Raw genomic sequence first — 25,764 nt, 5'->3', positions numbered from 1 at the left:
TGCCGCTCAGGGCAGGTCGGTGTACGGGGCCAGGAAGGCGCGGGCGCCGGGGCTGTCGAGCCGGTAGGCGACGTTCGTGGCGTAGCAGGGGGAGTCGCCGGTGATGGTGGTGCCCACCAGGAGGCGTTCGCCGCCGATCTCGGCGAAGTTGGGGCCGCCGGAGTCGCCGTAGCAGGCACCGCCGTTGTCCTGGGCGCCGATCATGGACACCCGCACCCACGCCTTGTTGAGGGCGTTGAAGCTCGTGGGCGCCTTCATGCGCACGCCGCCGCCCGGGTGGGTGTGTCCGCCGGGGCCGCGGTGGGCCTCCTGGGTGCCGTAGCCGACGACGGTGAAGTCGGTGTCGTCCAGCGCGGTGGAGCCCAGGGCGTCGAGCTGCCCGGCGGTGGGCAGGGTGGCCGGGGTGAAGTCCCAGCGCCGCGCCATCTCGTCGGCGGGAACCTCGACGACGGCGATGTCGTGGGTGTCGGAGGAGGGGCCGGGGTAGTCCGGGTGGTCGTGCACGGTGCCCTCCACGGCGACGGCCGCGGCGACGGCGCCGGAGTCGCCGGGGTGCTCCTCGGCGGCGGCATCGAGAGCGGCCTGCACGTCCTGGTCGAGGGAGACGTGGAAGTCGGTGCCGGTCGGCCAGCCGGTGGTGCAGTGGGCGGCGGTGAGGAAGGTGTCGCGGTCGATCATCGTGCCGGAGCAGACCCAGTCGACCCGCTCGGGTGTGGCGGGGTCCTCGTCGTGGTCGTAGGAGACCACCAGCGCTCCGACCTCGGTCCGTTCGGGAGCGGGGGCGGAGTTGTAGGAGCTGATCGCCGTGGCGGGTGCCGCGGCGGCCAGTGCGAGGGCGGCCGCGGCCGCGGCGGTGACCGCGGCGCGCCTTTGGGTGGGTGTCAGGCGTATGGCCCGCACGTCGGTGCCCTTTCGGTTCTGGCCGCCCCGGTGGCGGCCCGGGCCGGTATTGAAACGCACCGGGGACCGGCCGGAACACCCTTGGGAGCGGGAAATTCCGCGCGGGGCCCGGATCAGCCGCGGGCGCCCTCGGGCGCGTCGCGCAGCAGGCAGGTGAGGCGGGCGGAGCACACGCGTCGGCCCCGCTCGTCGGTGACGGCGATCTCGTAGGTGGCGGTGGTGCGGCCGCGGTGGACGGCGGTGGCGGTCCCGGTGACGGTGCCGGAGCTCAGGCCTCGGTGGTGGGTGCAGTTGAGGTCCACGCCGACGGCGATCCTGCCCGGTCCGCCGTGGAGCATGGCGCCGACGGAGCCGAGGGTCTCGGCCAGGACGGCGGAGGCGCCTCCGTGCAGCAGCCCGTAGGGCTGGGTGTTGCCCTCGACGGGCAGGGTGCCGACGACCTTCTCCGGGGACGCGTGGAGGATCTCCAGACCCATGCGGCGGCCGAGGTTCCCGGCGGAGAACAGGGAGGGCAGGTCCACGCCGGACCCGGACCACTGGTCGATGATCTCCTGCGGGAACGTGGTGCTGGTCGGCTCGCCCATGGCTCACGGCTCCGATCGTCGTGCCGGGAGCGGCGCCGACGGCGCCGCTCCGGTGGGGATGGTTGTGCTCTACGGCGTCTTGCTTACCAGAGGACGGCCCCGGCTATCCGGCGGGGGTCAGCCGTATCACCACGGACTTGCTCGCGGGAGTGTTGCTGGTCTCCGCGGTGGCGTCGAGGGGGACCAGCACGTTGGTCTCCGGGAAGTAGGCGGCGGCGCAGCCGCGCGCGGTCGGGTAGTGGACGACGCGGAAGCCGGGCGCGGTGCGTTCGCGGCCGTCGTCCCACTCGCTGGTGAGATCGGCGTAGGAGCCGTCCGGCAGGCCCAGCTCGGCGGCGTCCTCGGGGTGGACGAGCACCACACGGCGGCCCCCCTTGATGCCGCGGTAGCGGTCGTCGAGGCCGTAGATCGTGGTGTTGTACTGGTCGTGGGAGCGCAGGGTCTGCAGCAGCAGCCGACCGGGCGGGACGCGCGGCCACGTCAGCGGCGCGGCGGTGAAGTTGGCCTTGCCGGTGGCGGTGGGGAAGCGGCGCTCGTCGCGCGGGGCGTGGGGGAGGACGAAGCCGCCGGGGCGGGCGACCCGGTCGTTGAACCCCTCGAACCCGGGGACGACACGGGCGATGCGGTCGCGGATCGCGGCGTAGTCGGCCTCGAACTCCTCCCAGGGGACGGGGTGGTCGGGGCCCAGGACGCGGCGGGCCAGCCGGCAGACGATGGCGGGCTCCGACAGCAGGTGCTCGCCGGCCGGGGCCAGCCGCCCGCGGGAGGCGTGGACCACGCCCATGGAGTCCTCGACGGTGACGAACTGCTCGCCGCCCGCCCGGACGTCGCGTTCGGTGCGGCCGAGGGTGGGCAGGATCAGGGCCCGGGCGCCGGTGACGCAGTGGGAGCGGTTGAGCTTGGTGGACACGTGCACCGTCAGTCGGGCGCGGCGCATCGCGGCCTCGGTCACCTCGGTGTCGGGGGAGGCGGCGACGAAGTTGCCGCCCATCGCGAAGAACACCCCGGCCCGCCCGTCGCGCAGGGCGCGGATGGCGCCCACCACGTCCAGGCCGTGCTCGCGCGGCATGGGGACGCCGAACTCCTCCTCCAGGGCGTCCAGCAGCGCGGGAGAGGGCTTCTCGACGATCCCCATGGTGCGGTCGCCCTGCACGTTGCTGTGGCCGCGCACCGGGCACACCCCGGCGCCGGGGCGGCCCACGGCACCGCGCAGCAGGAGGAGGTTGACGACCTCGCGGATGGTGGGCACCGCGTGTCGGTGCTGGGTCAGGCCCATGGCCCAGCACACGACGGTGCGCCGCGAGGCGAGGACCAGCTCGGCGGCCCGGTCGATGTCGGCCCGTTCCAGTCCGGTGGCGCGCAGCACCTCGTCGGGATCGGTGGCGCGGGCGGCGGCGGCGAACTCCTCGTAGCCGTGGGTGTGCTCGCGGACGAACTCCTCGTCCACCCCGCCGTCGGCCAGGAGGACGCGGCGGCACAGCTCGCGGAAGAGGGCCTGGTCGCCGCCGATCCGGATCCGCAGGAACAGGTCGGTCAACCGGGTGCCGCGACCGACCAGGCCGCGCAGGGTCTGGGGGTTGTCGAACCGCTCCAGGCCCGCCTCGGGCAGCGGGTTGACGGTGATGATCCGCGCGCCGTTCCGCTTGGCCCGCTCCAGGGCGGAGAGCATCCGGGGGTGGTTGGTGCCCGGGTTCTGGCCGGCGACGATGATCAGATCGGCGCGGTGGAGATCCTCCAACAGCACGCTGCCCTTGCCGACGCCGAGGGTCTCGGTCAGGGCCGCGCCGGAGGACTCGTGGCACAGGTTGGAGCAGTCGGGCAGGTTGTTGGTGCCCAGGCAGCGGGCGAGGAGCTGGTAGAGGAAGGCCGCCTCGTTGCTTGTGCGGCCGGAGGTGTAGAAGACGGCCTCGTCGGGCGAGGACAGGGCGCGCAGCTCGTCGGCGACGATGTCGAGGGCCCGCTCCCAGTCGATCGGCACGTAGTGGTCGGAGCCCTCCGCCAGGTACATCGGGTGGGTGAGGCGCCCTTGCCCTCCCAGCCAGTAGCCGGAACGGGTCGCCAGCTCGGAGACGGGGTGCTCGGCGAAGAAGGCGGGGGTGACGCGCCGCAGGGTGGCCTCCTCGGCGACGGCCTTGGCGCCGTTCTCGCAGAACTCCGCGGTGTGCCGCCGTTCCGGTTCGGGCCAGGCGCAGCCGGGGCAGTCGAAGCCGTCCGCCTGGTTGACTCCCAGCAGGGTCAGGGCGGTGCGTCGCGCCCCCATCTGCCGATGGGCGACGCGCAGGGAGTGGGCGACGGCGGGCAGCCCGGCGGCCGAGTGCCGCGGGGCGCCGACCTCGGGGGCGTCCTGGACGGGGTCGGTGGCGGGCGACTCGCGCTTCATGGGGAGTGATCCTGCCACGCGTCGCCGACATGCGACATGGGCCCGAGGGCGCCCGGGAGGGATTGTCGGCGGCGCGTGGCAGGATCGGGGCGTGGCCAACAAAGCATCGACAGCGACCCCAGCACCGACGGATCCGTCCACGCCCGCCGAGAAGCGCCTGCTCCTGCTGGACGGGCACTCCCTCGCCTACCGGGCGTTCTTCGCGCTCCCCGAGGAGAACTTCTCCACCACCACGGGGCAGCCGACGAACGCCGTGTACGGATTCGCCTCGATGCTGGCGAACACCCTGCGCGACGAGGAGCCCACCCACCTGGCGGTCGCCTTCGACGTCTCCCGCGTCACCTGGCGTTCGCAGGAGTTCGCCGACTACAAGGCGAACCGGTCCAAGACGCCGGACAGCTTCAAGGGACAGGTGGAGCTGATCGGCGAGCTGCTGGACGCGATGAACGTGCGGCGGTTCGCGGTGGAGGGGTTCGAGGCGGACGACGTCATCGCCACCTTGGCCACACAGGCGGTGGCGGAGGGCTTCCGGGTCTCGATCGTCACCGGCGACCGCGACTCCTTCCAACTCGTCAACGAGTCGACCACGGTGCTGTACCCCACCCGGGGGGTGTCGGAGCTGACGCGCTTCACGCCCGAGAAGGTGGAGGAGAAGTACGGCCTCACCCCCGAGCAGTACCCGGACTTCGCCGCGCTGCGCGGCGACCCGTCGGACAACCTGCCCGGCATCCCCGGCGTGGGGGAGAAGACGGCCGCGAAGTGGATCAGGCAGTTCGGCAGCCTGGCCGAGCTGCTGGAACGGGCCGACGAGGTCAAGGGCAAGGTCGGCGAGAAGCTGCGCGAGCACCTGGAGGGCGTCCGCCTCAACCGCCGACTGACGGCCCTGGTGCACGACGTGGAGCTGTCCGCCGGCCCGGCCGACCTGGAGCGCGTGCCGTACGACCGCGCGGCGCTGGAGACGGTGCTCGACGCGCTGGAGTTCCGCAACACCGGCTTCCGCGACCGGCTGTACGCCGTCGATCCGGGCGCGACCACGGAGGAGACCGCCCCGGAGGAAGGCGTCGAGATCGACGGCACGGTCCTGGACACGGGCGAGCTGGCGCCGTGGCTGGCGGAACACGCCGCACCCGGTTCCGGGCCGCTGGGGCTGGCCACCGTCGACGCCTGGAAGCTGGGCGCGGGCGGCGTCACCGAGGTCGCCCTGGCCACGGCCGCCGGCCCGGCCGCCTGGTTCGATCCGACGCGGCTGGACGAGGCCGACGAGAAGGCGTTCGCCGCGTGGAGCGCCGACGCCGGCCGCCCGAAGGTCGTGCACGACGCCAAGGCCGTGATGAGGGTCTTCGCCGAGCACGGCTGGCGGTTCGACGGGGTGGTGATGGACACCGCGCTGGCCGCCTACCTGGTGCAGCCGGGCCGGCGTTCCTTCGCGCTGGACGCGCTGTCGGTGGAGTTCCTGGGGCGCGAGCCGGCCCGTACCGCCGAGGCGAGCGGGCAACTGACCCTCGGTGCCGACGAGGAGGCCGAGGCGGACGCCCTGATGGGACGGGCCCGCACCATCCTGGACCTGGGCGACGCCCTGGCGGGGCGGCTCGAACAGGTGGGCGCGGCCGATCTGCTGAAGGACGTGGAGCTGCCGACCTCCGAACTGCTGGCGCGGATGGAGCGGGCGGGCATCGCCGCCGACCGGGCGTGGCTGGAGAACATGGAGCAGCAGTTCGCCGCGGCGGTCCAGCAGGCGGTGCGCGAGGCGCACACGTCGGTGGGGCACGAGTTCAACCTCGGTTCGCCCAAGCAGTTGCAGGAGGTGCTCTTCGGCGAGCTGGGCCTGCCGAAGACGAAGCGGACCAAGACGGGCTACACCACGGACGCCGACGCGCTGGCCTGGCTGGCGACGCGGACCGAGCACGAGCTGCCGGTGATCATGCTGCGCCACCGCGAGCAGTCCAAGCTGCGCACCACCGTCGAGGGCCTGATCAAGACGATCGCCGCCGACGGCCGCATCCACACCACCTTCAACCAGACGGTCGCCGCGACGGGGCGGCTGTCCTCGACCGACCCCAACCTGCAGAACATCCCGGTCCGCACCGACGAGGGCCGGGCCATCCGCCGCGGCTTCGTCGTCGGTGAGGGCTACGAGTCGCTGCTGACGGCCGACTACAGCCAGATCGAACTGCGCGTGATGGCGCACCTCTCGGAGGACGAGGGCCTGATCGAGGCGTTCACCTCCGGCGAGGACCTGCACACCACCGCCGCGTCCCAGGTCTTCGGCGTGCCCAAGGACCGGGTGGATCCGGAGATGCGCCGCAAGATCAAGGCCATGTCGTACGGGCTGGCCTACGGGTTGTCGGCCTTCGGCCTGTCACAGCAGCTCGGCATCACGCCCGACGAGGCGCGCAGGCTGATGGACGCCTACTTCGAGCGCTTCGGAGGGGTCAGCGACTACCTGCACCGGGTGGTGGAGGAGGCGCGGGCCACCGGCTACACCTCCACCATCCTCGGTCGCCGCCGCTACCTGCCCGACCTCAACAGCGACAACCGGCAGCGCCGTGAGATGGCCGAGCGGATGGCGCTCAACGCCCCGATCCAGGGCACCGCCGCGGACATCGTGAAGATCGCGATGCTGAAGGTGGACCGCGCGCTGACCGAGGAGAAGTTGCGTTCGAGGATGCTGCTCCAGGTGCACGACGAGATCGTGCTGGAGGTCGCCCCCGGGGAACGGGAGGCGGTGGAGGAGCTGGTGCGCCGGGAGATGGCCGGGGCCGTCGAGCTGCGAGCGCCGCTGGACGTGTCCGTGGGCTCCGGGGAGAACTGGGAGAACGCCGCCCACTGAGGAGGCTCCGAGGCCGGGGACCGGGCGGCGCACGACGGTCGACGACCGTCGTGCGCCGCCCGGACTTCGGCCCGTGACCCGTCACCGTGTCCATCGGGCACGTATGGCGGAACGGTGAACCTCCGTGGACGTCCGGTGGAACCGGGATGCCCACCCGGGCGTCCTGGACGGAGGTGGTGGAACAGGTGCCGAAGTTGCCGTAGTGTCACGATCGTTGTCACCCGCACGGGGGTCGGGACGAGCGGCGGGCACACGGTGCGGCACCGGGGCACCGGGGCACACAACGAAACACGTGGGATCCGGCGCGCGCGAACCGTCGTGCCGGCGTGAGGCATCAGCGTGGAGGGTCTGGTCGGATGGCGGGTCGGCTCGTGGGCAGGGTCCGTAGGGGCGTGACCGGCACCGCGGTGGCTGCGGCGGCGATGGCCGCGCTCACCGCGTCGCAGGGGCCCGGCGTGGAACTCGTCCAACAACCCGGCGGCAGAGACACCGCCGCCTCCCCCTCCCCCGACGTCCCCGCCGACGGCAACTCGCCGTACCACACCGAACTTCCGCCGTTGGTCAAGCCGGACGAGCCGGATGCCTCCAACGACCTGCCGGACGTCGTCGGCCCGACCGAGTCGGGCATCCCCGCCACCGTCCTGGCCGCCTACAAGAAGGCGGAGAGGGCTCTGCGGGACGAGCGGCCCGGCTGCAACCTCCCCTGGCAACTCCTCGCCGCGATCGGCAAGGTGGAGTCCGGGCAGGCGCGCGGCGGCGCGGTCGACTCCGAGGGCACCACCCTCAAACCGATCCTCGGCCCGCCTCTCAACGGCGTGGGCTTCGCGCACATATCGGACACCGACAACGGCGCGTACGACGGTGACACCCGGTACGACCGGGCTGTCGGACCCATGCAGTTCATCCCCTCCACCTGGGCCGGCTGGGGAGCGGACGGCAACGGTGACGGCCGCGAGGACCCCAACAACATCTACGACGCGACACTCGCCGCCGGACGCTACCTGTGCGCGGGCGGCAGGGACCTGTCAAAGCGGGCCGACCTGGAACAGGCCATCCTCAGCTACAACCAGTCGCGGGAATACCTGCGGACCGTGCTGTCCTGGCTGGAGTTCTACCGCAAGGGCGTCCACGAGGTGCCCGACGGCGAGGGTGTGCTGCCCGAGAGCCCCGGCGCGGGCAACGAGTCGCGGCCGGCGAAGCCGAGCGCCGAACCGGTCACCGACTCCACCACGCGCCCCGGGAGCGGGGCCGGCGGAGCGAAGGACGACGCCGACGGCAAGGGCAAGAACGGCCAGGGCGAGGGCGACCGCACCCCGTCGCCGCAGCCGTCCGTCTCCGTGGGGGGCACCATCAGCCCCCGGCCGCCCTCCGGCTCCCCCGGGACCGGCACCCAGACTCCGGAACCCCCTGGGTCCGAGGAGCCGGAGGAGCCCGGTGAGGAGCCGGAGGAGCCTGGCGAGGAGCCGGAGGAGCCTGGCGAGGAGCCGGAGGAGCCCGGTGAGGAGCCGGAGGAGCCCGGTGAGGAGCCGGAGGAGCCCGGTGAGGAGCCGGAGGAGCCCGGTGAGGAGCCGGAGGAGCCCGGTGAGGAGCCGGAGGAGCCCGGTGAGGAGCCGGAGGAGCCCGGTGAGGAGCCGGAGGAGCCCGGTGAGGAGCCGGAGCCCACGCCCACCTGCCCGGCGGAACCCGATGAGCCCTCGCCCTCGCCGTCCGAGACCGAGGTGCCGGCTCCTTCCGAGACGCCCACCGCAACGCCGTCTCCCACGCCGACCGGGGACCCGGAGCCCGGTGAGGAGCCGGAGGAGTCCGAGGAGTCCGAGGAGCCCTGCGAGGAGCCGGAGGACGAGAGCACCGAGGACGAGAGCACCGAGGACGAGAGCACCGAGGACGAGCGGCAGGAGGAACGGGACGGTGAGGGGGAGCGGGACGGGACTCCCGCCCCGTCCGTCGAGGCCACCGTCCACGGCCGCCCGGAGGACTGACCGGCGGCCCGGGTCCCGGCAGGCGGTCCGGGGCCCGGGCCGCCGGGGCCCGACCACCGTGGGGCGGCGTCAGCGCCCCCGCTCGGCCGCCCCGCGCGCCGCGGCGGTCGTGCGTCCCGTCGGCTCCGCGGTCAGCGGGTCCTCGGGCCAGGGGTGTCTGGGGTAGCGCCCGCGCAGTTCCGCCCGCACCGAGCGGTAGCCGTCGCGCCAGAACGACGCCAGGTCCGCGGTCACGGCGGCGGGCCGCCCCGCGGGCGACAGCAGGTGCACGAGCAGCGGCACCCGACCGTCCGCCAGTCGGGGCGCCTCCCGCCAGCCGAACAGCTCCTGCAGTTTGACCGCGAGCACCGGCCGCTCCCCGCCGTAGTCCACCCGTATCCGCGAACCCGAGGGCACCTCGATCCGCTCCGGTGCCAGTTCCCCCAACCGGGCGGCCTGACCGGTCGTCCACGGCAGCAGGGCGTCCAACAGCCGCCCGGCGTCCACGCGTTCCAGGTCGGCCCGTTGCCGTGCCGTGCCCAGCGCCCCGCCTAGCCACTCGTCCACCCGCGCGAGCAGCGCCTCGTCGGACACGTCCGGCCACGGCTCGCCCAGTTCCCGGTGGAGGAAGGCCAGCCGCTGCCGCAGTGACACCGCCTCCCGCGTCCAGCGCAGCAGTCCCACGCCCTCACGCCGCACCCCGTCCAACAGGGCCGTGCGCACCAGCGCGGGGTCGGGGTCCCGGATCGGGCGCGAGGACAGCTCGACGGCGCCCAGCCGTTCCACGCGGCGGGCCACGACGTCGCGCCGCCCGGTGGACCAGAAGATCTCCTCGGTGTCCGCGTACAGCGCACCCGCGGCCTCCCGCGCCGTGTCCTCGTCGACCACCGCGGCCAGCCGCACCCGTGCGGTGGCCGACCCGACCGGCCGGTCCGCGACGGCGACCGCCAGCCACGGGGCGTCGCGCAACCCGGAACCGGGGGCGACCTCGGCCCGGGTGCCGGAGGCCATCAGGAACGTGCGCTCGCCGCGCGAGCGGGCCACCCGTTCGGGGAAGGCGAGGGCCACCAGCATCCCCGCGGCCGCGTCGTCGGCCGTGTCCGCGGTTCCCCTCCGACCGGGGACGCCGCCGGGGACGCCCCCGAGCAGGGCGCCCTCGAGGCGACGCGCCTCCCGGCGCCAGCGGGTGGCGTAGGCGTCGCCGCCGCGGCGCGCGGCGCGCCACACGGCCGCCACCTCGTCGCCGTACTCCCGCGGTGGCTCCTCGCTCAACAGCGCCACCACCTCGGCCGCCCGGCGCGCCCCCACCAGGGGCGCGCCGTCCAGCAGGGCGCGTGCCAGCCGGGGGTGCAGGCCGAGGGCCGCCATCGCCGTCCCGCGTCCGGTGGCCCGCCCCGCCCCGTCCACCGCGCCGATCGCGCGCAGCACCTCGTGGGCCGCGGCCATCGCACCGTCCGGGGGCGGGTCGGGCAGCGCCAGGCCGCGGGCGTCCGGATCGCCCCAGCAGGCGGCGCGCAGGGCGAAAGCGGTGAGGTCCGCGACCGCGATCTCGGGGGAGCCGAAGCGCGGCAGCCGGTCGTGTTCGGCCTCCGGCCAGCAGCGGTAGACCACGCCCGGTCCCTCGCGGCCGGCCCGGCCCGCGCGCTGCCGCGCCGACGCCCGCGAGACCCGTACCGTCACCAGGGCGCCCAGGCCCCGGGCGTGGTCGGTGCGCGGCTCGCGGGTCAGGCCCGAGTCCACCACCACCCGCACCCCCGGTACGGTCAGGCTGGACTCGGCGACCGAAGTGGCCAGCACCACCCGGCGCCGTTCACCGCCCCCGGACAGCACCGCGTCCTGGACGGCGGCCGGAGCGCGCCCGTGCACTCGGAGCACATCGGCGTCCACGTCGTCCCAACCGCCGCCCTCCAACCGTTCGGCCACCCTCGCGATCTCGCCGACGCCGGGCAGGAAGCACAGCACGTCACCGTCCTCCTCGCGCAGCGCCCGCCGCACCACGGCCGCGACGTGCTCCAGCAGCGCCGGGTCCACCCGCAGGCCGTGGGTGGGGCGCACCGGACGAAGGCCGGGGGGAGGCGCCCACACCACCCGCACCGGGTGCGCCGCGCCGGGGGACTCCACCACGGGGGCGTCCAGCAGCCGCGCCCAGGCCTCGGCGTCGGTGGTGGCCGAGGCCGCGACCAGGCGCAGCTCCGGGCGCAGCGCCGCCCGCACGTCCAGCAGGAACGCCGCGGCGGTGTCCGCGTCCAGATGGCGTTCGTGGCACTCGTCGAGCACCACCACGTCCACTCCGGGCAGCTCGGGGTCGCGCTGGAGGCGCTGGAGCAGCACGCCGGTGGTCACCACCTCCACCGCGCACCGCGGACCCACCACGCGCTCCCCGCGCACGGTGAACCCGATCCGGTCGCCCACCTCCTCGCCCAGCAACCACGCCATCCGACGGGCCGCGGCCCGCACCGCGATGCGGCGCGGCTCGGCCACCAGCACGCGCCGTACGGAACCGGGGCCGGCCGCCTCCGCCGGGCCGTCCAGCCCGGCCAGGGCGAGCGGTACGAGGGTGGTCTTGCCGGTGCCCGGGGGTGCGCACAGCACCGCCGCGCCGTACTCCTCCAGGGCGGAGGAGAGGGCGGGCAGGCAGGAACGCACGGGCAGGTGCCGAAGGGCGTCGGTCCGCTGGGGCATGTCCCCATCCTCCCAGTCCCCCCGGTTCCCCCGGTCCCCCCAGCTCCCTCAATCCCCCCAGCCCTCCTGGGAGGGGCGCGTCCCCCGGCCGGTTCCCGGCCCGCCGCTCAGTCGCGCTCGCAGACGAAGATCGCCGTTCCGGGGATCAGACGTCCGCGCAGCGGCGACCAGCCGCCCCACTCCCGGTGGTTCCACCCGGGCCACTCCGGTTCCACCAGGTCCACCAGGCGGAAGCCGGCGGCGACGAGGTCGCGGACCCGGTCCCCGAGCGTGCGGTGGTGCTCGACGTAGACGGCCCGTCCCCGGTCGTCCTGCTCCACGTAGGGAGTGCGGTCGAAGTAGGAGGCGGCGACCGTCAGTCCTTCGGGACCGGGCTCGTCGGGGAACGCCCAACGGATCGGGTGCGTCACCGAGAACACCCAGCGTCCGCCCGGCCGCAGCACCCGGCGCACCTCGCGCAGCACCCGCACCGGATCGGCGACGAAGGGCAGCGCCCCGTAGGCCGAACACGCCAGGTCGAAGGAGCCCTCGGCGAAGGGCAGGGCGCCGGCGTCGGCCTGGACCAGGGGGAACGCCGACGACGTCGGGGAGGTCTCCCGGATGCGCAGGGCGTGCTGGAGCTGTCGGTGGGAGATGTCCAGCGCCACCGGTCGCGCGCCGCGCGAGGCCAGCCAGCGCGAGCACTGGGCCGCTCCGGCCCCGAGTTCCAGCACCGACCGGCCGGCCAGTGCCTCCGCCGGGCCCAGGAGGCCGGCCTCCTCCTCGTCCAGGCCCTCCGGGCCCCACACGAAGCGGTCGTCGCCGAGGAAGTCGCCGTGCTCGCGCTGGTAGTCGTCCGCGTTCCGGTCCCACCAGCCGCGGCTGGCCCGGCTGCTCTCCGCGGCGCCGCTGTGGCGGCGGGTGACCTCTGGTTCGGTGTCTTGGTTCATGGCGCCCGTCGTCGTAGCCTTCGGTTCCGGCACGGCCGTCCGCGGCGCTCGGTGGGCCGTCGGGGCCTTCCCGGCGGAGGGCCGGACGAGGGGGGTTCCGGACGTGACCGGGGTGACGTGTGCCGGAAATGAGATGTGAGCCCGGTGTGTCCTCGTTCGTGCATTGACCCCGCCCGGCTGCCCCCGTATGCTACAAGTTGCGCTGCGGGCCTGCGCGCCTCGGACGGAGCAGGTCGCGCTCGCATCTGTTGTATGTCCCCTCGGTGTGTCGAGGTGCTTGTGGTTTCCTCGGGAATCCTTCGACAGGCGCCTCCCAGGCTGTCCGGCTTCGGCAGTGCGATACGGGCTCTCGGCGTAGCAGTACCTACGACTTCAATGTCCGTACCGGAGCCCTTTTCCACATGACGAGCAGCACCGAGACCACCGTGACCACCCCGCAGGTTGCGGTCAACGACATCGGTTCCGAGGAAGCCTTCCTCGCCGCGATCGACGAGACGATCAAGTACTTCAACGACGGCGACATCGTCGACGGCGTCATCGTGAAGGTCGACCGGGACGAGGTCCTGCTCGACATCGGCTACAAGACCGAAGGCGTCATCCCTTCCCGCGAGCTGTCGATCAAGCACGATGTCGACCCGAACGAGGTCGTCGCCGTCGGTGACGAGATCGAGGCCCTGGTCCTCCAGAAGGAGGACAAGGAGGGCCGCCTGATCCTCTCGAAGAAGCGCGCCCAGTACGAGCGTGCCTGGGGCACCATCGAGAAGATCAAGGAAGAGGACGGCATCGTCACCGGTACCGTCATCGAGGTCGTCAAGGGCGGTCTCATCCTCGACATCGGCCTCCGTGGCTTCCTCCCGGCCTCCCTGGTCGAGATGCGCCGTGTCCGCGACCTCCAGCCGTACGTCGGCAAGGAGCTCGAGGCCAAGATCATCGAGCTGGACAAGAACCGCAACAACGTGGTCCTCTCCCGCCGCGCCTGGCTGGAGCAGACCCAGTCCGAGGTTCGCCAGACCTTCCTCACCACCCTGCAGAAGGGCCAGGTGCGGTCCGGCGTCGTCTCCTCGATCGTCAACTTCGGCGCCTTCGTGGACCTGGGCGGCGTGGACGGTCTGGTCCACGTCTCCGAGCTGTCCTGGAAGCACATCGACCACCCGTCCGAGGTCGTCGAGGTCGGCCAGGAGGTCACGGTCGAGGTCCTGGACGTCGACATGGACCGCGAGCGCGTCTCCCTGTCGCTGAAGGCGACCCAGGAAGACCCGTGGCAGCAGTTCGCCCGCACCCACCAGATCGGCCAGGTCGTCCCCGGCAAGGTCACCAAGCTGGTGCCGTTCGGTGCGTTCGTCCGCGTCGACGAGGGCATCGAGGGTCTGGTCCACATCTCCGAGCTGGCCGAGCGCCACGTGGAGATCCCCGAGCAGGTCGTCCAGGTCAACGACGAGATCTTCGTCAAGGTCATCGACATCGACCTGGAGCGTCGCCGCATCAGCCTCTCGCTGAAGCAGGCCAACGAGGCCTTCGGCGCCGACCCGCTGGCGGTCGAGTTCGACCCGACCCTGTACGGCATGGCCGCGTCCTACGACGACCAGGGCAACTACATCTACCCCGAGGGCTTCGACCCGGAGGCCAACGACTGGCTGCCGGGCTACGAGAAGCAGCGCGAGGAGTGGGAGCGCCAGTACGCCGAGGCGCAGCAGCGCTTCGAGCAGCACCAGGCGCAGGTCCTCAAGTCCCGCGAGGCCGACGCCCAGGCGGAGGCCGAGGGCACCGGCGGTGCCGGCGGCCAGCAGGGCGGCGGCGGTGGCGGCTCGTACTCCTCGGAGTCGGACGACAGCTCCGGTGCGCTGGCCTCGGACGAGGCTCTGGCGGCCCTCCGCGAGAAGCTCGCGGGCGGCCAGAGCTGATCTGACCCGGTCCCGTCCGGCCGCTTCGCCGGCGGAGCACGGCAGAGCCCGAGCAGGGCCCCCTTCCCGACGCGGGGGAGGGGGCCCTGCGGCGTTCCCGCACCACCCCCCTCCGCAGGGGCCGCCGGAACGGCGGCGCTCCCTCCGCCCGGCGGGACGGACCGAGCCCGGCGGCGGTCGCGGTACGGAGGCGTGGCACCATCGTGATCACGAAGGACCTTCGGTCACCCGACCACGGGAATGCGCACGCGGCGACGGACGTTGCCGACACAGGGAAGCGACACGGAGGAGCGGCAGCAGTGCTGGACCCGCAGGGTTTGTACGAGTGGGATCCGACCGGCCTGGTGGAGGCCGAGAGGATCGTCGGCGAGCCGGGCAGCGCCGGTCTCGTCATGCTCCACCACTTCGAGGGCTTCATCGACGCCGGCGAGACCGGAGGGCAGATCGTCGAGAAGCTGTTGGAGCACCGGCCGCACCGAACCGTCGCCCGCTTCGACGTGGACCGCCTCATCGACTACCGGGCCCGTCGCCCGATGATGACCTTCCGGCGCGACCGCTGGGTCTCCTACGACACCCCCCGGCTGGAGCTGCGGCTGCTGCGCGACGCCACCGGCGCCCCCTTCCTGCTGCTCGCCGGTCCCGAACCGGACGTGGAGTGGGAGCGCTTCGTCGCCGCCGTGCGCTCCATCGTCGAACGGCTCGCGGTGCGGCTCTCCGTCGGCTTCCACGGCATCCCCATGGGCGTCCCGCACACCCGCCCGGTCGGGCTCACCCCGCACGGCAACCGCTTGGACCTGACCCCTCCGCGGCAGACCCCCTTCGAGGAGGCCCAGGTCCCCGGCAGCGCCGCCGCGCTGCTGGAACTGCGGCTCGCCGAGGCAGGGCACGACGTGCTGGGCTTCGCCGCGCACGTGCCGCACTACATCGCCCGATCCACCTACCCCGACGCCGCGCTGACCGTGGTCGAGTCCGTCACCGCCGCCACCGGCCTGGTCCTGCCGGAGGTCGCGCACGCGCTGCGCACGGACGCGCACCGGGTGCGGAACGAGATCGAGCGGCAGCTCGCGGAGGGCGACGGCGAACTGGTCGCGGTCGTCCGCGGGTTGGAGCAGCAGTACGACGCCATGGCCGGGGCCGAGACCCGGGGCAGTCTGGTCGCCGAGCCCGTCGACCTGCCGTCCGCCGACGAACTGGGCGCCGTCTTCGAACGCTTCCTCGCCGAGCGGGAGGGCGAGGGCGACGGCGGGACGGGCGAGGCCGGCGGGGACGCCGGAACCGAGGGTCGCCGCCCCTGAGGGTGCCCGGCCGGGCGTTTCCGGGTCCGGGACCGCGTGGGGCCCGTCGGCCCGCGCTTGGGTAGTCTGGCGGCGCCGCGGCGGCGGAACGGGTCCGTGCCGCGGTGTGCGGGCCCGCCTCCGGAGCGGGGCGTGACGTGGACGACGACGGTACGGGTGGAGGCACGACATGCTCTCCGTGGGGCTGACGGGCGGGATCGGCTCGGGCAAGAGCGAGGTGGCACGGCTGCTCGGCGAGCACGGGGCCGTGATCATCGACGCCGACCGGATCGCCCGCGAGGTCGTGGAACCCGGAACCGAGGGGCACGCGGCCGTGGTCGCCGAGTTCGGCGAGGAGGTCCTCGCCCCCGACGGCACCCTGGACCGTTCCAGGCTCGGTGCCATCGTCTTCGGCGACTCCGAGCGGCGCGAGGCGCTCAACGCGATCGTCCACCCCTTGGTCGGGGCCCGCTCCGCCGAACTCCGACAGGCGGCGGACGAGGACGCGATCGTCGTCCACGACGTGCCGCTGCTGGTGGAGAACGGTCTGGCCCCCCTCTACGACCTGGTGATCGTCGTCGACGCCCCCACCGAAACCCGGCTCGACCGCCTGGTGAGGCTGCGCGGCATGGCCGAGGCCGATGCCCGCAGCCGGATGGCGGCCCAGGCCACCCGGGAGCGGCGGCTGGCGGCCGCCGACATCGTCGTCGACAACGGCGGTTCCCTGGAGGAGCTCCGGGAACGGGTGGCGGAGGTCTGGCGACGGCTGCGCGACCGCGCTTGACCGCCGCCCGGGCCGGGAAGGCTCATCCACACGGGGAACCCGGAGCCCTCAGGGGCCGGGAGGAACCGGAGGGAATACGGCCGCGCGGCGACGCGTTGCCGTGGCGGTGCGACCACGGCGGCCGCGGCGTCCCCGACGTCCCGCGGCGCCCCGGAACCACCACCCGTACCCGATGACCCGTGATCCCGTGGAACGCGAAGCGGCCGATCCGGGTCGAGGAGGCGTCGACGTGCACGAGGCCACGCCCGAGACCCATGTCATCCAGTACCGCGCCGCGGAGCAACTGTTGGCCGCCCGTGACCCCAGGGGAGCCCTGAAGCTCCTGGAGTCGGTGGTGGCCGCCTTTCCGGAGAAGACCTCCGTGCGCCTGCTGCGCGCCCGGGCCTTCTTCCTCGGCGCCCAGTTGCGCGCCGCCGAGGAGGAGTTCCAGGTCGTCCTGGAACGCGAACCGGACAACGCCTTCGCCCACTTCGCCCTCGGCCGCACCCTGGAACGCGCCGGCCGGGACGGCGAGGCGCTGCGCCATTTCCGTCTCGCCGCGGCACTGGACCCCCGACCGGACTTCTGGGAGGCGGCCCGCTTCGGCGACCACGCCGCCTGAGGAGCCTTCGCCGGCGCGCCGCCCGCTCCGACGCCGGGGCGGGCGGCGACGGGTGCCCCGCCCGTCGTGCCCGTCGCCGCCCGTCGCGTCGTCCGTCGTCAGCCGCGCGCGGCCCGGGGCATCGACAGTCCCAGTGAACCGGTCACGAAGAACGTCCCCTCCACGTGGTCGCCCGGTACCGGAGCGCGCGGGAGCAGGTCGTCGGCCGCGGCGACGTCCACCTCGATCCCGCCGAGCGTGCGCACCCGCAGCCGGTGGAACGCCCCACCGCCGATCTCGCTCTCGACGCGCTCGGCCCCCACCACCCCGCCCGCGAACATCGCGTGGGCGGTCGGGGCCCATTCCGGGCCGGCCTCGTCCGGGCGGAACAGGCCGCAGGGGACGAGGAAGTCCGGTGCGAGCCGGGGGCCGGGGCCGTCCTGGGCCGCGTCGTACGCCGCCGCGTCCGGGTACAGGGCGATCCGCTCGGCGAGCGCGCCCAGCCGCAGCCGTCCCTCGGCGGGCGCCCCGGCCTCCGTTCCGCCCAGCGCGCGCAGTTCGGCGCGGTCGGTCAGTTCCACCGGCAGGGGACACAGCGGCCGCCCGCCCTCCGCGTCGAGCAGTTCCACGTGCGCGGTCCCGTCCGGGGCCAGGGCGATCCCGCGCACCGGAACCGGGGCTCCCCGCGGGACCAGGGCGGGCAGGACGTACGCCAGGGCTCCCCGCGCATCGATCTCCAGTTCGACGCGCGAGCCTCCCGCGCCCGTCCACACCACGCGCGTCGCGCCCCCGCCGACGGGCTCGGCCCGTCCGAGCCCGTACAGTCGTCGCAGCAGCTCGCCGTACTCCTCCCGGCTGTCGACCCGGATGCCGATGGCGTCGAAGTGACCGGACATGGTGGAACACCCCCGTGGGACGGACCTGTGTGACGGCATCCCACCGTCCTCCCCGACGGAGTGGGGGGCAACCGGGTTTTCCCCGGCGGCCCGGCGGCATCATGACCATGGGCGGGCGCGGAAGACCCGCCCGCGCCCGTACCGCCGAGCCCCTGGGACCGCCCGTGACGCCACGACACCGCCACCGCCACCACGCCACCGCCGCGGGCACCGCCGCCCCCGCCGCTCTCGCCCTGGCCGCCGCGCTGGCCCTGGGCGGTTGCGGGACGATCGGCGACGAGACGAGCGGCGGCCGTGGGCCCACCGCCTCCGACGGCCACGCCGTCAGCCCGTTGGAGAACGAGGAGGGCACGGAGCCGGGGCTCGCCCCCGTCGTCTCGGAGGCGGACCGGGAGGAGGCGCGCCGGATCATCGACGGGCTGGCCACCAGGGGGCGCGGCCCGAGGACCGGCTACGACCGCGACGAGTTCGGCTACGCCTGGATGGACACCGCCGACGGGGTGCCGCTGGTGCGGAACGGCTGCGACACCCGCAACGACCTCCTGAAGCGCGACGGCCGGGAGCTGCGGTTCCGATCCGGCTCCGACTGCGTGGTGGTCTCCATGACGCTGGCCGACCCGTACACGGGCAAGGAGATCGACTGGCGCAAGCAGGACGCCGCCAAGGTGCAGATCGACCACGTGGTGCCGCTGTCGTACGCCTGGCAGATGGGTGCCTCGCGCTGGCCGGAGGACAAGCGCGAGCGGCTCGCCAACGACCCGCTGAACCTGCTGCCGGTGGACGGCTCGGCCAACAGCGCCAAGGGCGACTCCGGCCCCGCCTCCTGGCTGCCGCCGAACAAGCGGATCCGATGCGCGTACGCGGTGCGTTTCGCCCAGGTCGCCCTGGAGTACGAGATGCCGGTGACGGCGGCCGACAAGCGGACGATGGCGCGGCAGTGCGGCGGGTGAGCGGGTGAGCCGCCGGCGCGGGCGGGAGCGCGCCGACGGGCCGCCGAGGCGGTCTGGTGGTACCGCCCTTCCCTCCCCACCATAGGGGCACCGAACGCGCGACCCGCCGAGCCCCCACCGGGAGGAACCGTGAGACGCCCGCCTCTCCTCGTGTCCGTGTCGACCGTGCTGATCGCCCTCGCCGCCGTGTTCCTGACGGCTCCCGCCGCGTCGGCCGCGCCGACCGCCCTGCGCGGCGGCGACCGGCTGTACGGAGCCGGCGGCGCCGTCTGCACGGTGGGCTTCAACGCCCGGGACGGCGGCGGCGCGCCCCACGCCCTCGTCACGGGACGCTGCGCGGCCACGGCCGGCACCTGGTACGCGGACCCGGGGCTGACAGTGCCGGCCGGCACCACCGTCGGCCACAGCTTCCCCGGGAACGACCACGGGGTCATCCGCTACACCAACCCCGCCCTGTCCTACCCGGGCGAGGTGAACCTGGGCGGTGTCTTCCAGGACATCACCGGCGCCGCCGCTCCCCGGGTCGGGCAGTCCGTCTGCCACATCGGTCGGACCACCGGGCGGCACTGCGGCACGGTCACCGCGGTCAACGCCACGATCGACTACGGCGGGGGAAACGTCGTCCACGGCCTCATCCGCTCCAACACCTGTGCGGAGCCGGGGGACAGCGGAGGCCCCGCCTTCTCCGGCACCCTGGCCGTCGGGCTGGTGCTGGGCGGCAGCGGCCACTGCGGGTTCGGCGGCACCACCTACCACCAGCCGGTCGTCGAGATCCTGTCGGCCTACGGGCTGAGCCTGTACTGAGCTTGTACCGAGCCCGTGCCGAGCCGGGCGGAGCGTTCGGGCGTGTCCTTGCGCCGGAGACGCGTGCGCCGGGGCCGTCACCGGCCCTGCCGGGGCGGACCGGCGGCCGTGTGGAGGGGACGCCCGACCGCTGTCGTAGCCGAGGTACGTCACACATATCCGGGCGAGGAGACGAATCGACGGTGTTTCCTCCGGAGCCCGCTCACACCGATGCCCGTTCGGTGACGGCGCCTGTACTCTGCGCGCCGAAGCGATCGGACAGGAGGCGGGGGCCGGTGGGTACGACACGGCGGGCGGTTGTGACCGCGGCGCTCACGGCGGGCGTGGGCCTGCTGGGCGGATGCGGTCGGACGGACGGCACCGAGGGAGACGGCGGTGGCGCCGGACAGCCGACCGGCGCCGGAGACGGGGCCATCCCCCCGGAGGTGGTGGGGAGTTGGAGCACCGACGGGTCGAACACCTTCGACTCGACCGTCTACAGCTTCTACGAGGACGGCGTCTTCACCGAGGAGACGGGGGTGGTCCGACGCACCGGCCGCTACGAGGTCGGAGGCACCACGCTGCTGACCTTCCCCGACGAAGGCGACCCGAAGGCCTTCGAGTGGCGAATCGGCGACGGTGGCTGCCTCTATCTCGACGAGGTGAGGCACTGCCCCTACTCGTGACCCCGGGCGATGGTCGTCGGGCGCCCCGGCGGGCCGCTCCCGGCCGGTCGCCTCAGTGGGCCGCCGCCGGTGGGGGCGGCACGTGACCGCACAGGCGGCGGCAGACGACCGTCGGGCCGGTGCCGGATCCCGCCCCGACCGGAGGCCGTCCGGCGTGCTCTCCACCCGCCGCCGGACGGCACCGCGTCCGGATCGGGCTCCGGTGGAACGAACGACCGAGGCAGCAGAGTCGGGACGGGGACGGGGACGCGAAGCGGGAGGGAGGCAACACGCCCACACCGTATCGGCCCGGGTCGCTTCTGAACACGCCACCGCGGGCCACCCGCACACCGGCCGGGCGGCCCGGCGGACGGTCCGGCGCGGGGCTCCCCGCGCGAGGGACTACCTGCGGGCGCCGACGGCCAGGACGGTGGGGGTGGGGGAGCCCTCTTCGGCGAACCGTTCGAGGGCCAGGCCCGCGTCGAGGAAGGTGTGCAGCAACTCGGGCAGGGGCGGGCGGGCGGCGCCGGGGCGGTCGACGAGGGCGTCACGGAAGCAGGGGTGCACGCCGATGTGCACGAACACCCCGCCGGGACGCAGGACCCGCGCCACCTCCCGCAGCACCGCCGGACGGTCGGGCACGTCGGTGAGGGCCGGCACCGCGACGACGGCCGGGACGGACGAGTTCCGCACCGGCAGGCGTCCGGCGTCCGCCCGTGCCACGGACAGCCGGCCACGGGTGCCGTGCGGCGGCCCGGCGGAGAGGGCGACACCGAGCGGGGTCCAGCCCAACGCGCGGACGACGGACGCGTGGGCGCCGGTGCCACAGCCGATGTCCAGGCAGGGGCCGGTGCCCTCGCCGAGGAGATCGCGCAGCAGAGCGCCCAGGTCGAGGGGACCGTCGGCCCCGGGCCGGGGCGGGAGGTCGTCGGGGAGTACCGCCCCGTGCCGGTTCGTGATCTCGTCGTACGCCGCTGCCCGCGTCATGCCTCTCCCGGGTCGTCCGTGTCCCCGTCCCGTCTACGGGCCGCGGAGGAGGATCGCTCCGGGTTCCGCTCACGGCGGAACGTCCGCCGGACCCCGAGGCCCCGAGGGCCGGGACGCGGGAACGGCGAACGGCGTGGCGACCGGGGAAGTCGCCACGCCGTTCGTCCGTCACCGGCCGGAGCCGGGCGCCGTCGCCGGTGCCGCGCCGAGGAAGGCCGTTTCCGCGGCCGCCCGCCCGACCGGCCGCCCGCCCGACCGCCCGCCCGACCGGCCGCCCGACCGGCCGTGCGGCCCTCCGGCGGGCCCGGGACGGCTCCGGACGCGGTTCCCGGGTGGACGTGGAGGGCGTGCCGCGCCTCCCACCGGGGAACGTGACGGGAGGCGTGGCGCCGGACGGGGCGAGGCTCACCCCGAGGCTCGATCGGGTGGTGCACAGCCTCCACCGGCGGCACGGCCGGCGCCGACCGGAAACGGTCGGCCCGCGCGGGGGCACGGCACAACCGGGCGCCCCGCGCCCACCCCGTTCCGCAACACCGTCGCCGAGGAGGCACCGTGAACGGTCGACTCACCCCCCTGCCCGAAGACTGGCGACGCGCGCTCGCGATCGTCGCGCACCCCGACGACCTGGAGTACGGCGCGGCCGCCGCCGTCGCGCACTGGACCGCGTCCGGAAAGGAGGTCTCCTACCTGCTGGTGACGCGTGGTGAGGCCGGGATCGCCACCATGGAACCGGGCGAGGCGGCCCGTGTGCGGGAGGCCGAACAGCGGGCGAGCGCCGCCGTGGTCGGGGTGGGGAGCGTGGAGTTCCTCGACCACCGGGACGGGGTGATCGAGGAGGGCGTCGCCCTGCGCCGCGAGTTGGCCGCCGCGATCCGCCGCCACCGGCCCGAACTGGTCGTCACGCTCAACCACCACGACACCTGGGACGGCGTCAACTGGAACACCCCCGACCACCGGGCCGTCGGGCGCGCCACGTTGGACGCCGCCGCGGACGCGGGCAACCGGTGGATCTTCACCGACCTCGCCGACCGGGGACTGCGGCCCTGGGACGGGGTGCGCCGGGTGGCGGTCGCCGGGTCGCCGCAGCCCACGCACGCCGTGGAGGTGGGGGAGCAGGACGTGGAGCGGGCCGTCGCCTCGCTCGCCGAACACCGGGCGTACATCGAGGCCCTCAGCGGCCGGGAACCGGCCGAGTACGCCCGCGACGTCGTCACCGGCGTGCTGGACTCCGTCGCTCCGCGCGCGGACGGCCGTCGGGCGGTGGCCTTCGAGGTCCATCCGCGGGGCTGACGCGGCACCCCGCGGGGCGGCTTCGGGGAGATCGAGGAGATCGGCGACGGAGTGGTCGTGGTGCCGTCACACGGCCGGCCCGTCGCCGGGCCCGGGTGGATCACCCGTCGTTCGGATCCGGACGGCGGAGCCGGAGCAGCACGACGAGCACGACGACCGGCAGGAGCACGGCCGCGCCCATCGCGTTGAGCCAACCGTAGCCGGCCTGCGCGACGACCAGCCCGGCGAGCGCGCCGCCCGCGCCCGCGGCGGTGTTCATCGACAGATCGGACAACCCCTGGGCAGCCGCGCGGGAGGACGACGGCACCGCGTCGGTCAGCAGGGTGGAGCCGCCCACCAGCCCGGCCGACCACCCCAGTCCCAACAGGAACAGGCCCACCGCGCTGCGGACGTGGTCGCCGCCCGCCGTGCCGGCCGTCAACGCCGCGCAGGCCAGCAGCACGACACCCGACGAGATCACCGGGATCCGACCGACCCGGTCACAGAGCCGGCCCACCAGGGGCGAGAAGGCGTACATGCCCACGATGTGGATGCTGATCACCAGTCCGATCAGCTCGATGCCCGCGCCGTGGTGGCCGAGGTCGATCGGGGTCATCACCATGATCGAGACCATGGTGGTGTGCGAGCAGGCGACGGCGGTCAGGGCCAACCGGGCCCGGGGCGAGGCGGCGACGGCGGCCACCCCGGCACGCAGTGAGCGGCCCTCCGCCGTCTCCGGGACGGCCGACGGGTCGGCGGCGGCCAGCGCGCGGGCGGTGAGCAGGGGGTCCGGGCGCAGCGCCGCGAGCACCAGCGCGGCGGCCGCCAGGAAGACGGCCGCGCCCCACAGGAAGGGGCCCGCCGCCTCGGGGATCCCCAGGCCCGCCGTGCTGCGCCCGGCCGGAGCGGCGATGTTGGGACCGAGCACCGCTCCGATCGTCGTCGCCCACACCACCGTGGAGATGGCCCGGCCGCGGTGGGCGGGCTCGGCGAGGTCGGCCGCGGCGAACCGGGCCTGGAGGTTGGCGGACGAACCGGCGCCGAAGGCCGCCGTGCCCAACAGCAGGAGGGGGAAGCTGCCGACGGCGGCGGCGAGGGCCACCACGCCACCGCCCACCGCGCCGACCACGTACCCCGTGGCCAGGCCCACCCGGCGGCCACGCGCGGCCGTCAGGGCGGCGAAGGGCAGGGAGAGCACGGCCGTCCCCAGCACCGAGGCCGTCGTCGCCAGACCGGCGAGCCCCTCCGACCCGCTGACCTCCTCGGCCAGCACGGCGGCCAGCGCGATGCCGGTGGCCACGCCCAGGCCGCCCAGGACCTGGCTGAGGACGAGCACCACGGTGGTGCGGCGGCGCAGCGCGGCGAGCCTCTCCCCGGACGGCGGGACGGTGGTGCGGCGGGATATGTCCGAAGGGTCGCCGGAGGTGCCGGCCGGAGTGGAGGTGTCGGTCACGGTGGGCAGTCTGCCAGGGCCCGGCGGACGAGGGGGGCGAGAGAGGCGAGGGGAGGGGGCGAACGCGGAACGGACGGGGGCCGAGCTCAGAACAGCGGCGCGGGCAGGACGCCCTCCAGCGCGAGCAGCGTCCGCTTGGTCTCCAGGCCGCCGCCGAAGCCGCCGATCCCGCCGTCGCTCTCCACCACCCGGTGGCACGGCACCACCACCGGCAGCGGATTGGACCCCATGGCGACGCCCACCGCGCGGGCCGCCCCCGGTTCGCCGACGCGCTCGGCCAGCGTCCGGTACCCGACGACGGTGCCGTGGGGGACGGTGTCGGCCAGCGTCCGCAGCACCCGGCCGTTGAAGCCGGAGGTCAAGGACCAGTCCAGCGGCACCGAGAACTCCCGCAGCGCTCCCCGGAAGTACGCCTCCAACTCCCGCGCGGCCCGCTCCACCGTCCTCCTCCCGTCGGCCGCTCCGCCGGCGCGCCCGCCCTCGTCCTCGCCGGCGGGCACCGGCTCGGCGCCCAGCCGGCCGGCGAGCCGGGCCAGGGACCGACGCACCACCGGTCCGTCGGCGTGGAAGACGACGGTCACCAGTCCCCGGTCCGTCGCCGCGAGCAGGAGGGGGCCGACCGGGGTGTCGCCCAGGACGCTCCACACCGGCCGGGCCGCGCCGACCGGTGCCGTCGGATCAGGTGGTGTCGTGAGGCTCGGTGGTGTCGTGGCCGCCGCCGCTGTCTCCGTCATGTGGCGAGCCTACGGGCGGCCACCGACAAGCGGCCCGTGATCCGGCCACCCGCGCGGTCGCCGGTCGCCCTCCGCACGTCCCGTGCTCACCCCGCGAGGAGGGTCCCGGCCTCCTCCCGCGCCTCCCCCAGGGCGTCCTCCCGGTCGGCGTCCCGGTAGGCGTCCCGGTCGGTGTCGCCCGTTTCGCCCGGGACGGAGCTGCCGGGGCCGGGCCCGGCGGGGGACGCGACGGCGTCCCGGACGACGTCGGGGACGTTGGAGATGATCCCGTCCACGCCCATGCCCGCGACCCGCCGGGCCGTCTCGGCGTCGTTGACCGTCCAGGTGAAGACCTCCAGCGGCTCGCCGTGGACCCCCTTGAGCGCGTGGACCTGCCGCACGTACTCCTCGGACAGGGTGGTGTGGGGTGGGTTGATCTGGTCGGTGAACCGCGCGTACTCCGGCAGTTCCGCCGGCTTCGGGGTGCCGAGGAAGCCGGTCCGCACCGCCGGCGCCTGCTCGTGGACGGCCCGCACCGAGTCGGCCCCGAAGCTCTGGATCACCAGCTTGCTCCGCACGTGCCGCCGGTCCAGCCACCCCTCGCTGCGCAGCTCCCGCAGGATGTCGGCCTCGATGCCCGGGTACAGTTCCGGCCGCTTGATCTCCAGCAGCAGGTTCTGCCGGGTGAGGTTCAGGCGGCGCAGGAACTGTTCCAGGGTGGGCACCCGCTCGCCCGCGTACCGCGGATCGAACCAGCTCCCCGCGTCCAGCCGGGCGATCTCGGCCGCGGTGAAGTCCGCCACCCGCCAGGGTGCCCGGTCCGGGAAGACCTCCTCCACGTCGGTGGTGCGGCCGAGGGTGGCGTCGTGCATGACGACCAGCTCGCCGTCCCGGGTGCGCTGCACGTCGTTCTCCACCCACTGCACGCCCAGCTCCCGGGCGGCGTCGACGGCGGCCAGGGTGTTCTCGGGGGCGTACCCGGAGGCGCCGCGGTGCGCGACGGGGACGGGTGGCTCGGGCGGCGCGCCGTGGGCGGGGGAAACGGTGAGGGCGAGCGCGCACAGGCCGGCGAGCGAACCGGTGACGACGGGGGCGGGGCGTAGGGACACGGGGACTCCTCACGTCTGTCGGTGCACCTGACTACACAGAGCATTCCGGTATCCGCGGTCGGTTAGCTGGGCGGGAAGTGGACAGAACCTGAACGCGCTACGGAAAGCCCTCGCCGGTGCCGGTGCCGGTGCCGGTG

20 protein-coding genes are annotated in these 25,764 nt (G+C 74.4%); 10 read left to right on the top strand and 10 right to left on the bottom strand.

Annotated elements, in window-relative coordinates; translation table 11 throughout:
• Positions 1-6 precede the first annotated feature (6 nt).
• From F0L17_RS05405 to F0L17_RS05395, 3 genes are all read right to left on the bottom strand, one after another.
• Positions 7-900 (bottom strand): trypsin-like serine protease, encoded by an 894-nt coding sequence (locus F0L17_RS05405; RefSeq protein ID WP_338017960.1) that lies wholly within the window; start codon positions 898-900, stop codon positions 7-9.
• Positions 901-1,013: 113 nt separating this feature from the next.
• Entirely contained in the window at positions 1,014-1,484 is a 471-nt protein-coding gene (locus F0L17_RS05400; RefSeq protein WP_155070180.1) for a PaaI family thioesterase, read from the bottom strand.
• A 103-nt stretch (positions 1,485-1,587) separates the two neighbouring features.
• Positions 1,588-3,864: an FdhF/YdeP family oxidoreductase gene (locus F0L17_RS05395; protein ID WP_155070179.1), complete on the bottom strand. Its 2,277-nt coding sequence runs from the start codon at positions 3,862-3,864 to the stop codon at positions 1,588-1,590.
• Between the two features lie 91 nt (positions 3,865-3,955).
• Here F0L17_RS05395 and polA point away from each other — a divergent pair, with 91 nt between their 5' ends.
• The gene (gene polA / locus F0L17_RS05390) at positions 3,956-6,694 is read left to right on the top strand and encodes a DNA polymerase I (protein WP_420802384.1); all 2,739 of its coding nucleotides are present in this window, start codon (positions 3,956-3,958) and stop codon (positions 6,692-6,694) included.
• A gap of 392 nt (positions 6,695-7,086) precedes the next feature.
• Positions 7,087-8,673 (top strand): lytic transglycosylase domain-containing protein, encoded by a 1,587-nt coding sequence (locus tag F0L17_RS05385; protein WP_338017959.1) that lies wholly within the window; start codon positions 7,087-7,089, stop codon positions 8,671-8,673.
• 69 nt (positions 8,674-8,742) lie between these two features.
• Here F0L17_RS05385 and hrpB read toward each other — a convergent pair whose 3' ends face one another.
• Both hrpB and F0L17_RS05375 read right to left on the bottom strand, forming a co-directional pair.
• Positions 8,743-11,334: an ATP-dependent helicase HrpB gene (gene hrpB, locus F0L17_RS05380; RefSeq protein WP_155070176.1), complete on the bottom strand. Its 2,592-nt coding sequence runs from the start codon at positions 11,332-11,334 to the stop codon at positions 8,743-8,745.
• Positions 11,335-11,441: 107 nt separating this feature from the next.
• On the bottom strand, positions 11,442-12,263 hold the full coding sequence (locus F0L17_RS05375; RefSeq protein WP_155070175.1) for a class I SAM-dependent methyltransferase: 822 nt from the start codon (positions 12,261-12,263) through the stop codon (positions 11,442-11,444).
• A 401-nt stretch (positions 12,264-12,664) separates the two neighbouring features.
• On the opposite strand from F0L17_RS05375, the gene rpsA reads away from it, so the two are divergent.
• From rpsA to F0L17_RS05355, 4 genes are all read left to right on the top strand, one after another.
• Entirely contained in the window at positions 12,665-14,164 is a 1,500-nt protein-coding gene (gene rpsA, locus F0L17_RS05370; protein ID WP_155070174.1) for a 30S ribosomal protein S1, read from the top strand.
• Between the two features lie 299 nt (positions 14,165-14,463).
• Entirely contained in the window at positions 14,464-15,459 is a 996-nt protein-coding gene (locus tag F0L17_RS05365; protein WP_162465832.1) for a PAC2 family protein, read from the top strand.
• Between the two features lie 169 nt (positions 15,460-15,628).
• Positions 15,629-16,222 (top strand): dephospho-CoA kinase, encoded by a 594-nt coding sequence (coaE, locus tag F0L17_RS05360; protein WP_155070173.1) that lies wholly within the window; start codon positions 15,629-15,631, stop codon positions 16,220-16,222.
• A gap of 229 nt (positions 16,223-16,451) precedes the next feature.
• Complete coding sequence (locus F0L17_RS05355; RefSeq protein WP_162465831.1) at positions 16,452-16,823, top strand: tetratricopeptide repeat protein; 372 nt, start codon at positions 16,452-16,454, stop codon at positions 16,821-16,823.
• Between the two features lie 98 nt (positions 16,824-16,921).
• Here the strand turns inward: F0L17_RS05355 and F0L17_RS05350 are convergent, their stop codons facing one another.
• The gene (locus tag F0L17_RS05350) at positions 16,922-17,698 is read right to left on the bottom strand and encodes a hypothetical protein (protein ID WP_155070171.1); all 777 of its coding nucleotides are present in this window, start codon (positions 17,696-17,698) and stop codon (positions 16,922-16,924) included.
• A 164-nt stretch (positions 17,699-17,862) separates the two neighbouring features.
• On the opposite strand from F0L17_RS05350, the gene F0L17_RS05345 reads away from it, so the two are divergent.
• The 3 genes from F0L17_RS05345 to F0L17_RS05335 all read left to right on the top strand — a co-directional run bounded on the left by F0L17_RS05345 (position 17,863) and on the right by F0L17_RS05335 (position 20,117).
• Entirely contained in the window at positions 17,863-18,648 is a 786-nt protein-coding gene (locus tag F0L17_RS05345) for an HNH endonuclease family protein (RefSeq protein ID WP_420802382.1), read from the top strand.
• Between the two features lie 156 nt (positions 18,649-18,804).
• Complete coding sequence (locus tag F0L17_RS05340) at positions 18,805-19,452, top strand: S1 family peptidase (RefSeq protein WP_338017957.1); 648 nt, start codon at positions 18,805-18,807, stop codon at positions 19,450-19,452.
• A 299-nt stretch (positions 19,453-19,751) separates the two neighbouring features.
• Positions 19,752-20,117, top strand: coding sequence for a hypothetical protein (locus F0L17_RS05335; RefSeq protein ID WP_155070169.1), 366 nt, complete (start codon positions 19,752-19,754; stop codon positions 20,115-20,117).
• A 381-nt stretch (positions 20,118-20,498) separates the two neighbouring features.
• On the opposite strand, the gene F0L17_RS05330 is transcribed toward F0L17_RS05335, so the two are convergent.
• Positions 20,499-21,083: a class I SAM-dependent methyltransferase gene (locus F0L17_RS05330; RefSeq protein ID WP_155070168.1), complete on the bottom strand. Its 585-nt coding sequence runs from the start codon at positions 21,081-21,083 to the stop codon at positions 20,499-20,501.
• Positions 21,084-21,635: 552 nt separating this feature from the next.
• Here F0L17_RS05330 and F0L17_RS05325 point away from each other — a divergent pair.
• Entirely contained in the window at positions 21,636-22,373 is a 738-nt protein-coding gene (locus F0L17_RS05325) for a PIG-L family deacetylase (RefSeq protein ID WP_162465829.1), read from the top strand.
• A gap of 100 nt (positions 22,374-22,473) precedes the next feature.
• Here F0L17_RS05325 and F0L17_RS05320 read toward each other — a convergent pair whose 3' ends face one another.
• The 3 genes from F0L17_RS05320 to F0L17_RS05310 all read right to left on the bottom strand — a co-directional run bounded on the left by F0L17_RS05320 (position 22,474) and on the right by F0L17_RS05310 (position 25,582).
• Complete coding sequence (locus F0L17_RS05320; RefSeq protein WP_420802381.1) at positions 22,474-23,805, bottom strand: MFS transporter; 1,332 nt, start codon at positions 23,803-23,805, stop codon at positions 22,474-22,476.
• Between the two features lie 86 nt (positions 23,806-23,891).
• Positions 23,892-24,539 carry a methylated-DNA--[protein]-cysteine S-methyltransferase gene (locus F0L17_RS05315; RefSeq protein ID WP_155070167.1) on the bottom strand — a complete coding sequence of 216 codons (648 nt, stop codon included), beginning with the start codon at positions 24,537-24,539 and terminating at the stop codon, positions 23,892-23,894.
• Positions 24,540-24,625: 86 nt separating this feature from the next.
• Positions 24,626-25,582, bottom strand: a complete 957-nt coding sequence (locus F0L17_RS05310; protein ID WP_155073183.1) for a glycerophosphodiester phosphodiesterase — start codon at positions 25,580-25,582, stop codon at positions 24,626-24,628.
• Positions 25,583-25,764 lie beyond the last annotated feature (182 nt).

Source organism: Streptomyces taklimakanensis (assembly GCF_009709575.1).
GTDB lineage: Bacteria > Actinomycetota > Actinomycetes > Streptomycetales > Streptomycetaceae > Streptomyces > Streptomyces taklimakanensis.
This window is presented reverse-complemented; position numbering and strand designations above follow the sequence as displayed.

Excerpts from the sequence above, each read along its gene's own strand:
- F0L17_RS05400 (WP_155070180.1), bottom strand. The coding sequence starts at position 1,484 with ATGGGCGAGCCGACCAGCACCACGTTCCCGCAGGAGATCATCGACCAG.
- F0L17_RS05395 (WP_155070179.1), bottom strand. The coding sequence starts at position 3,864 with ATGAAGCGCGAGTCGCCCGCCACCGACCCCGTCCAGGACGCCCCCGAG.
- hrpB (WP_155070176.1), bottom strand. The coding sequence starts at position 11,334 with ATGCCCCAGCGGACCGACGCCCTTCGGCACCTGCCCGTGCGTTCCTGC.
- F0L17_RS05375 (WP_155070175.1), bottom strand. The coding sequence starts at position 12,263 with ATGAACCAAGACACCGAACCAGAGGTCACCCGCCGCCACAGCGGCGCC.
- rpsA (WP_155070174.1), top strand. The coding sequence starts at position 12,665 with ATGACGAGCAGCACCGAGACCACCGTGACCACCCCGCAGGTTGCGGTC.
- coaE (WP_155070173.1), top strand. The coding sequence starts at position 15,629 with ATGCTCTCCGTGGGGCTGACGGGCGGGATCGGCTCGGGCAAGAGCGAG.
- F0L17_RS05350 (WP_155070171.1), bottom strand. The coding sequence starts at position 17,698 with ATGTCCGGTCACTTCGACGCCATCGGCATCCGGGTCGACAGCCGGGAG.
- F0L17_RS05330 (WP_155070168.1), bottom strand. The coding sequence starts at position 21,083 with ATGACGCGGGCAGCGGCGTACGACGAGATCACGAACCGGCACGGGGCG.
- F0L17_RS05315 (WP_155070167.1), bottom strand. The coding sequence starts at position 24,539 with ATGACGGAGACAGCGGCGGCGGCCACGACACCACCGAGCCTCACGACA.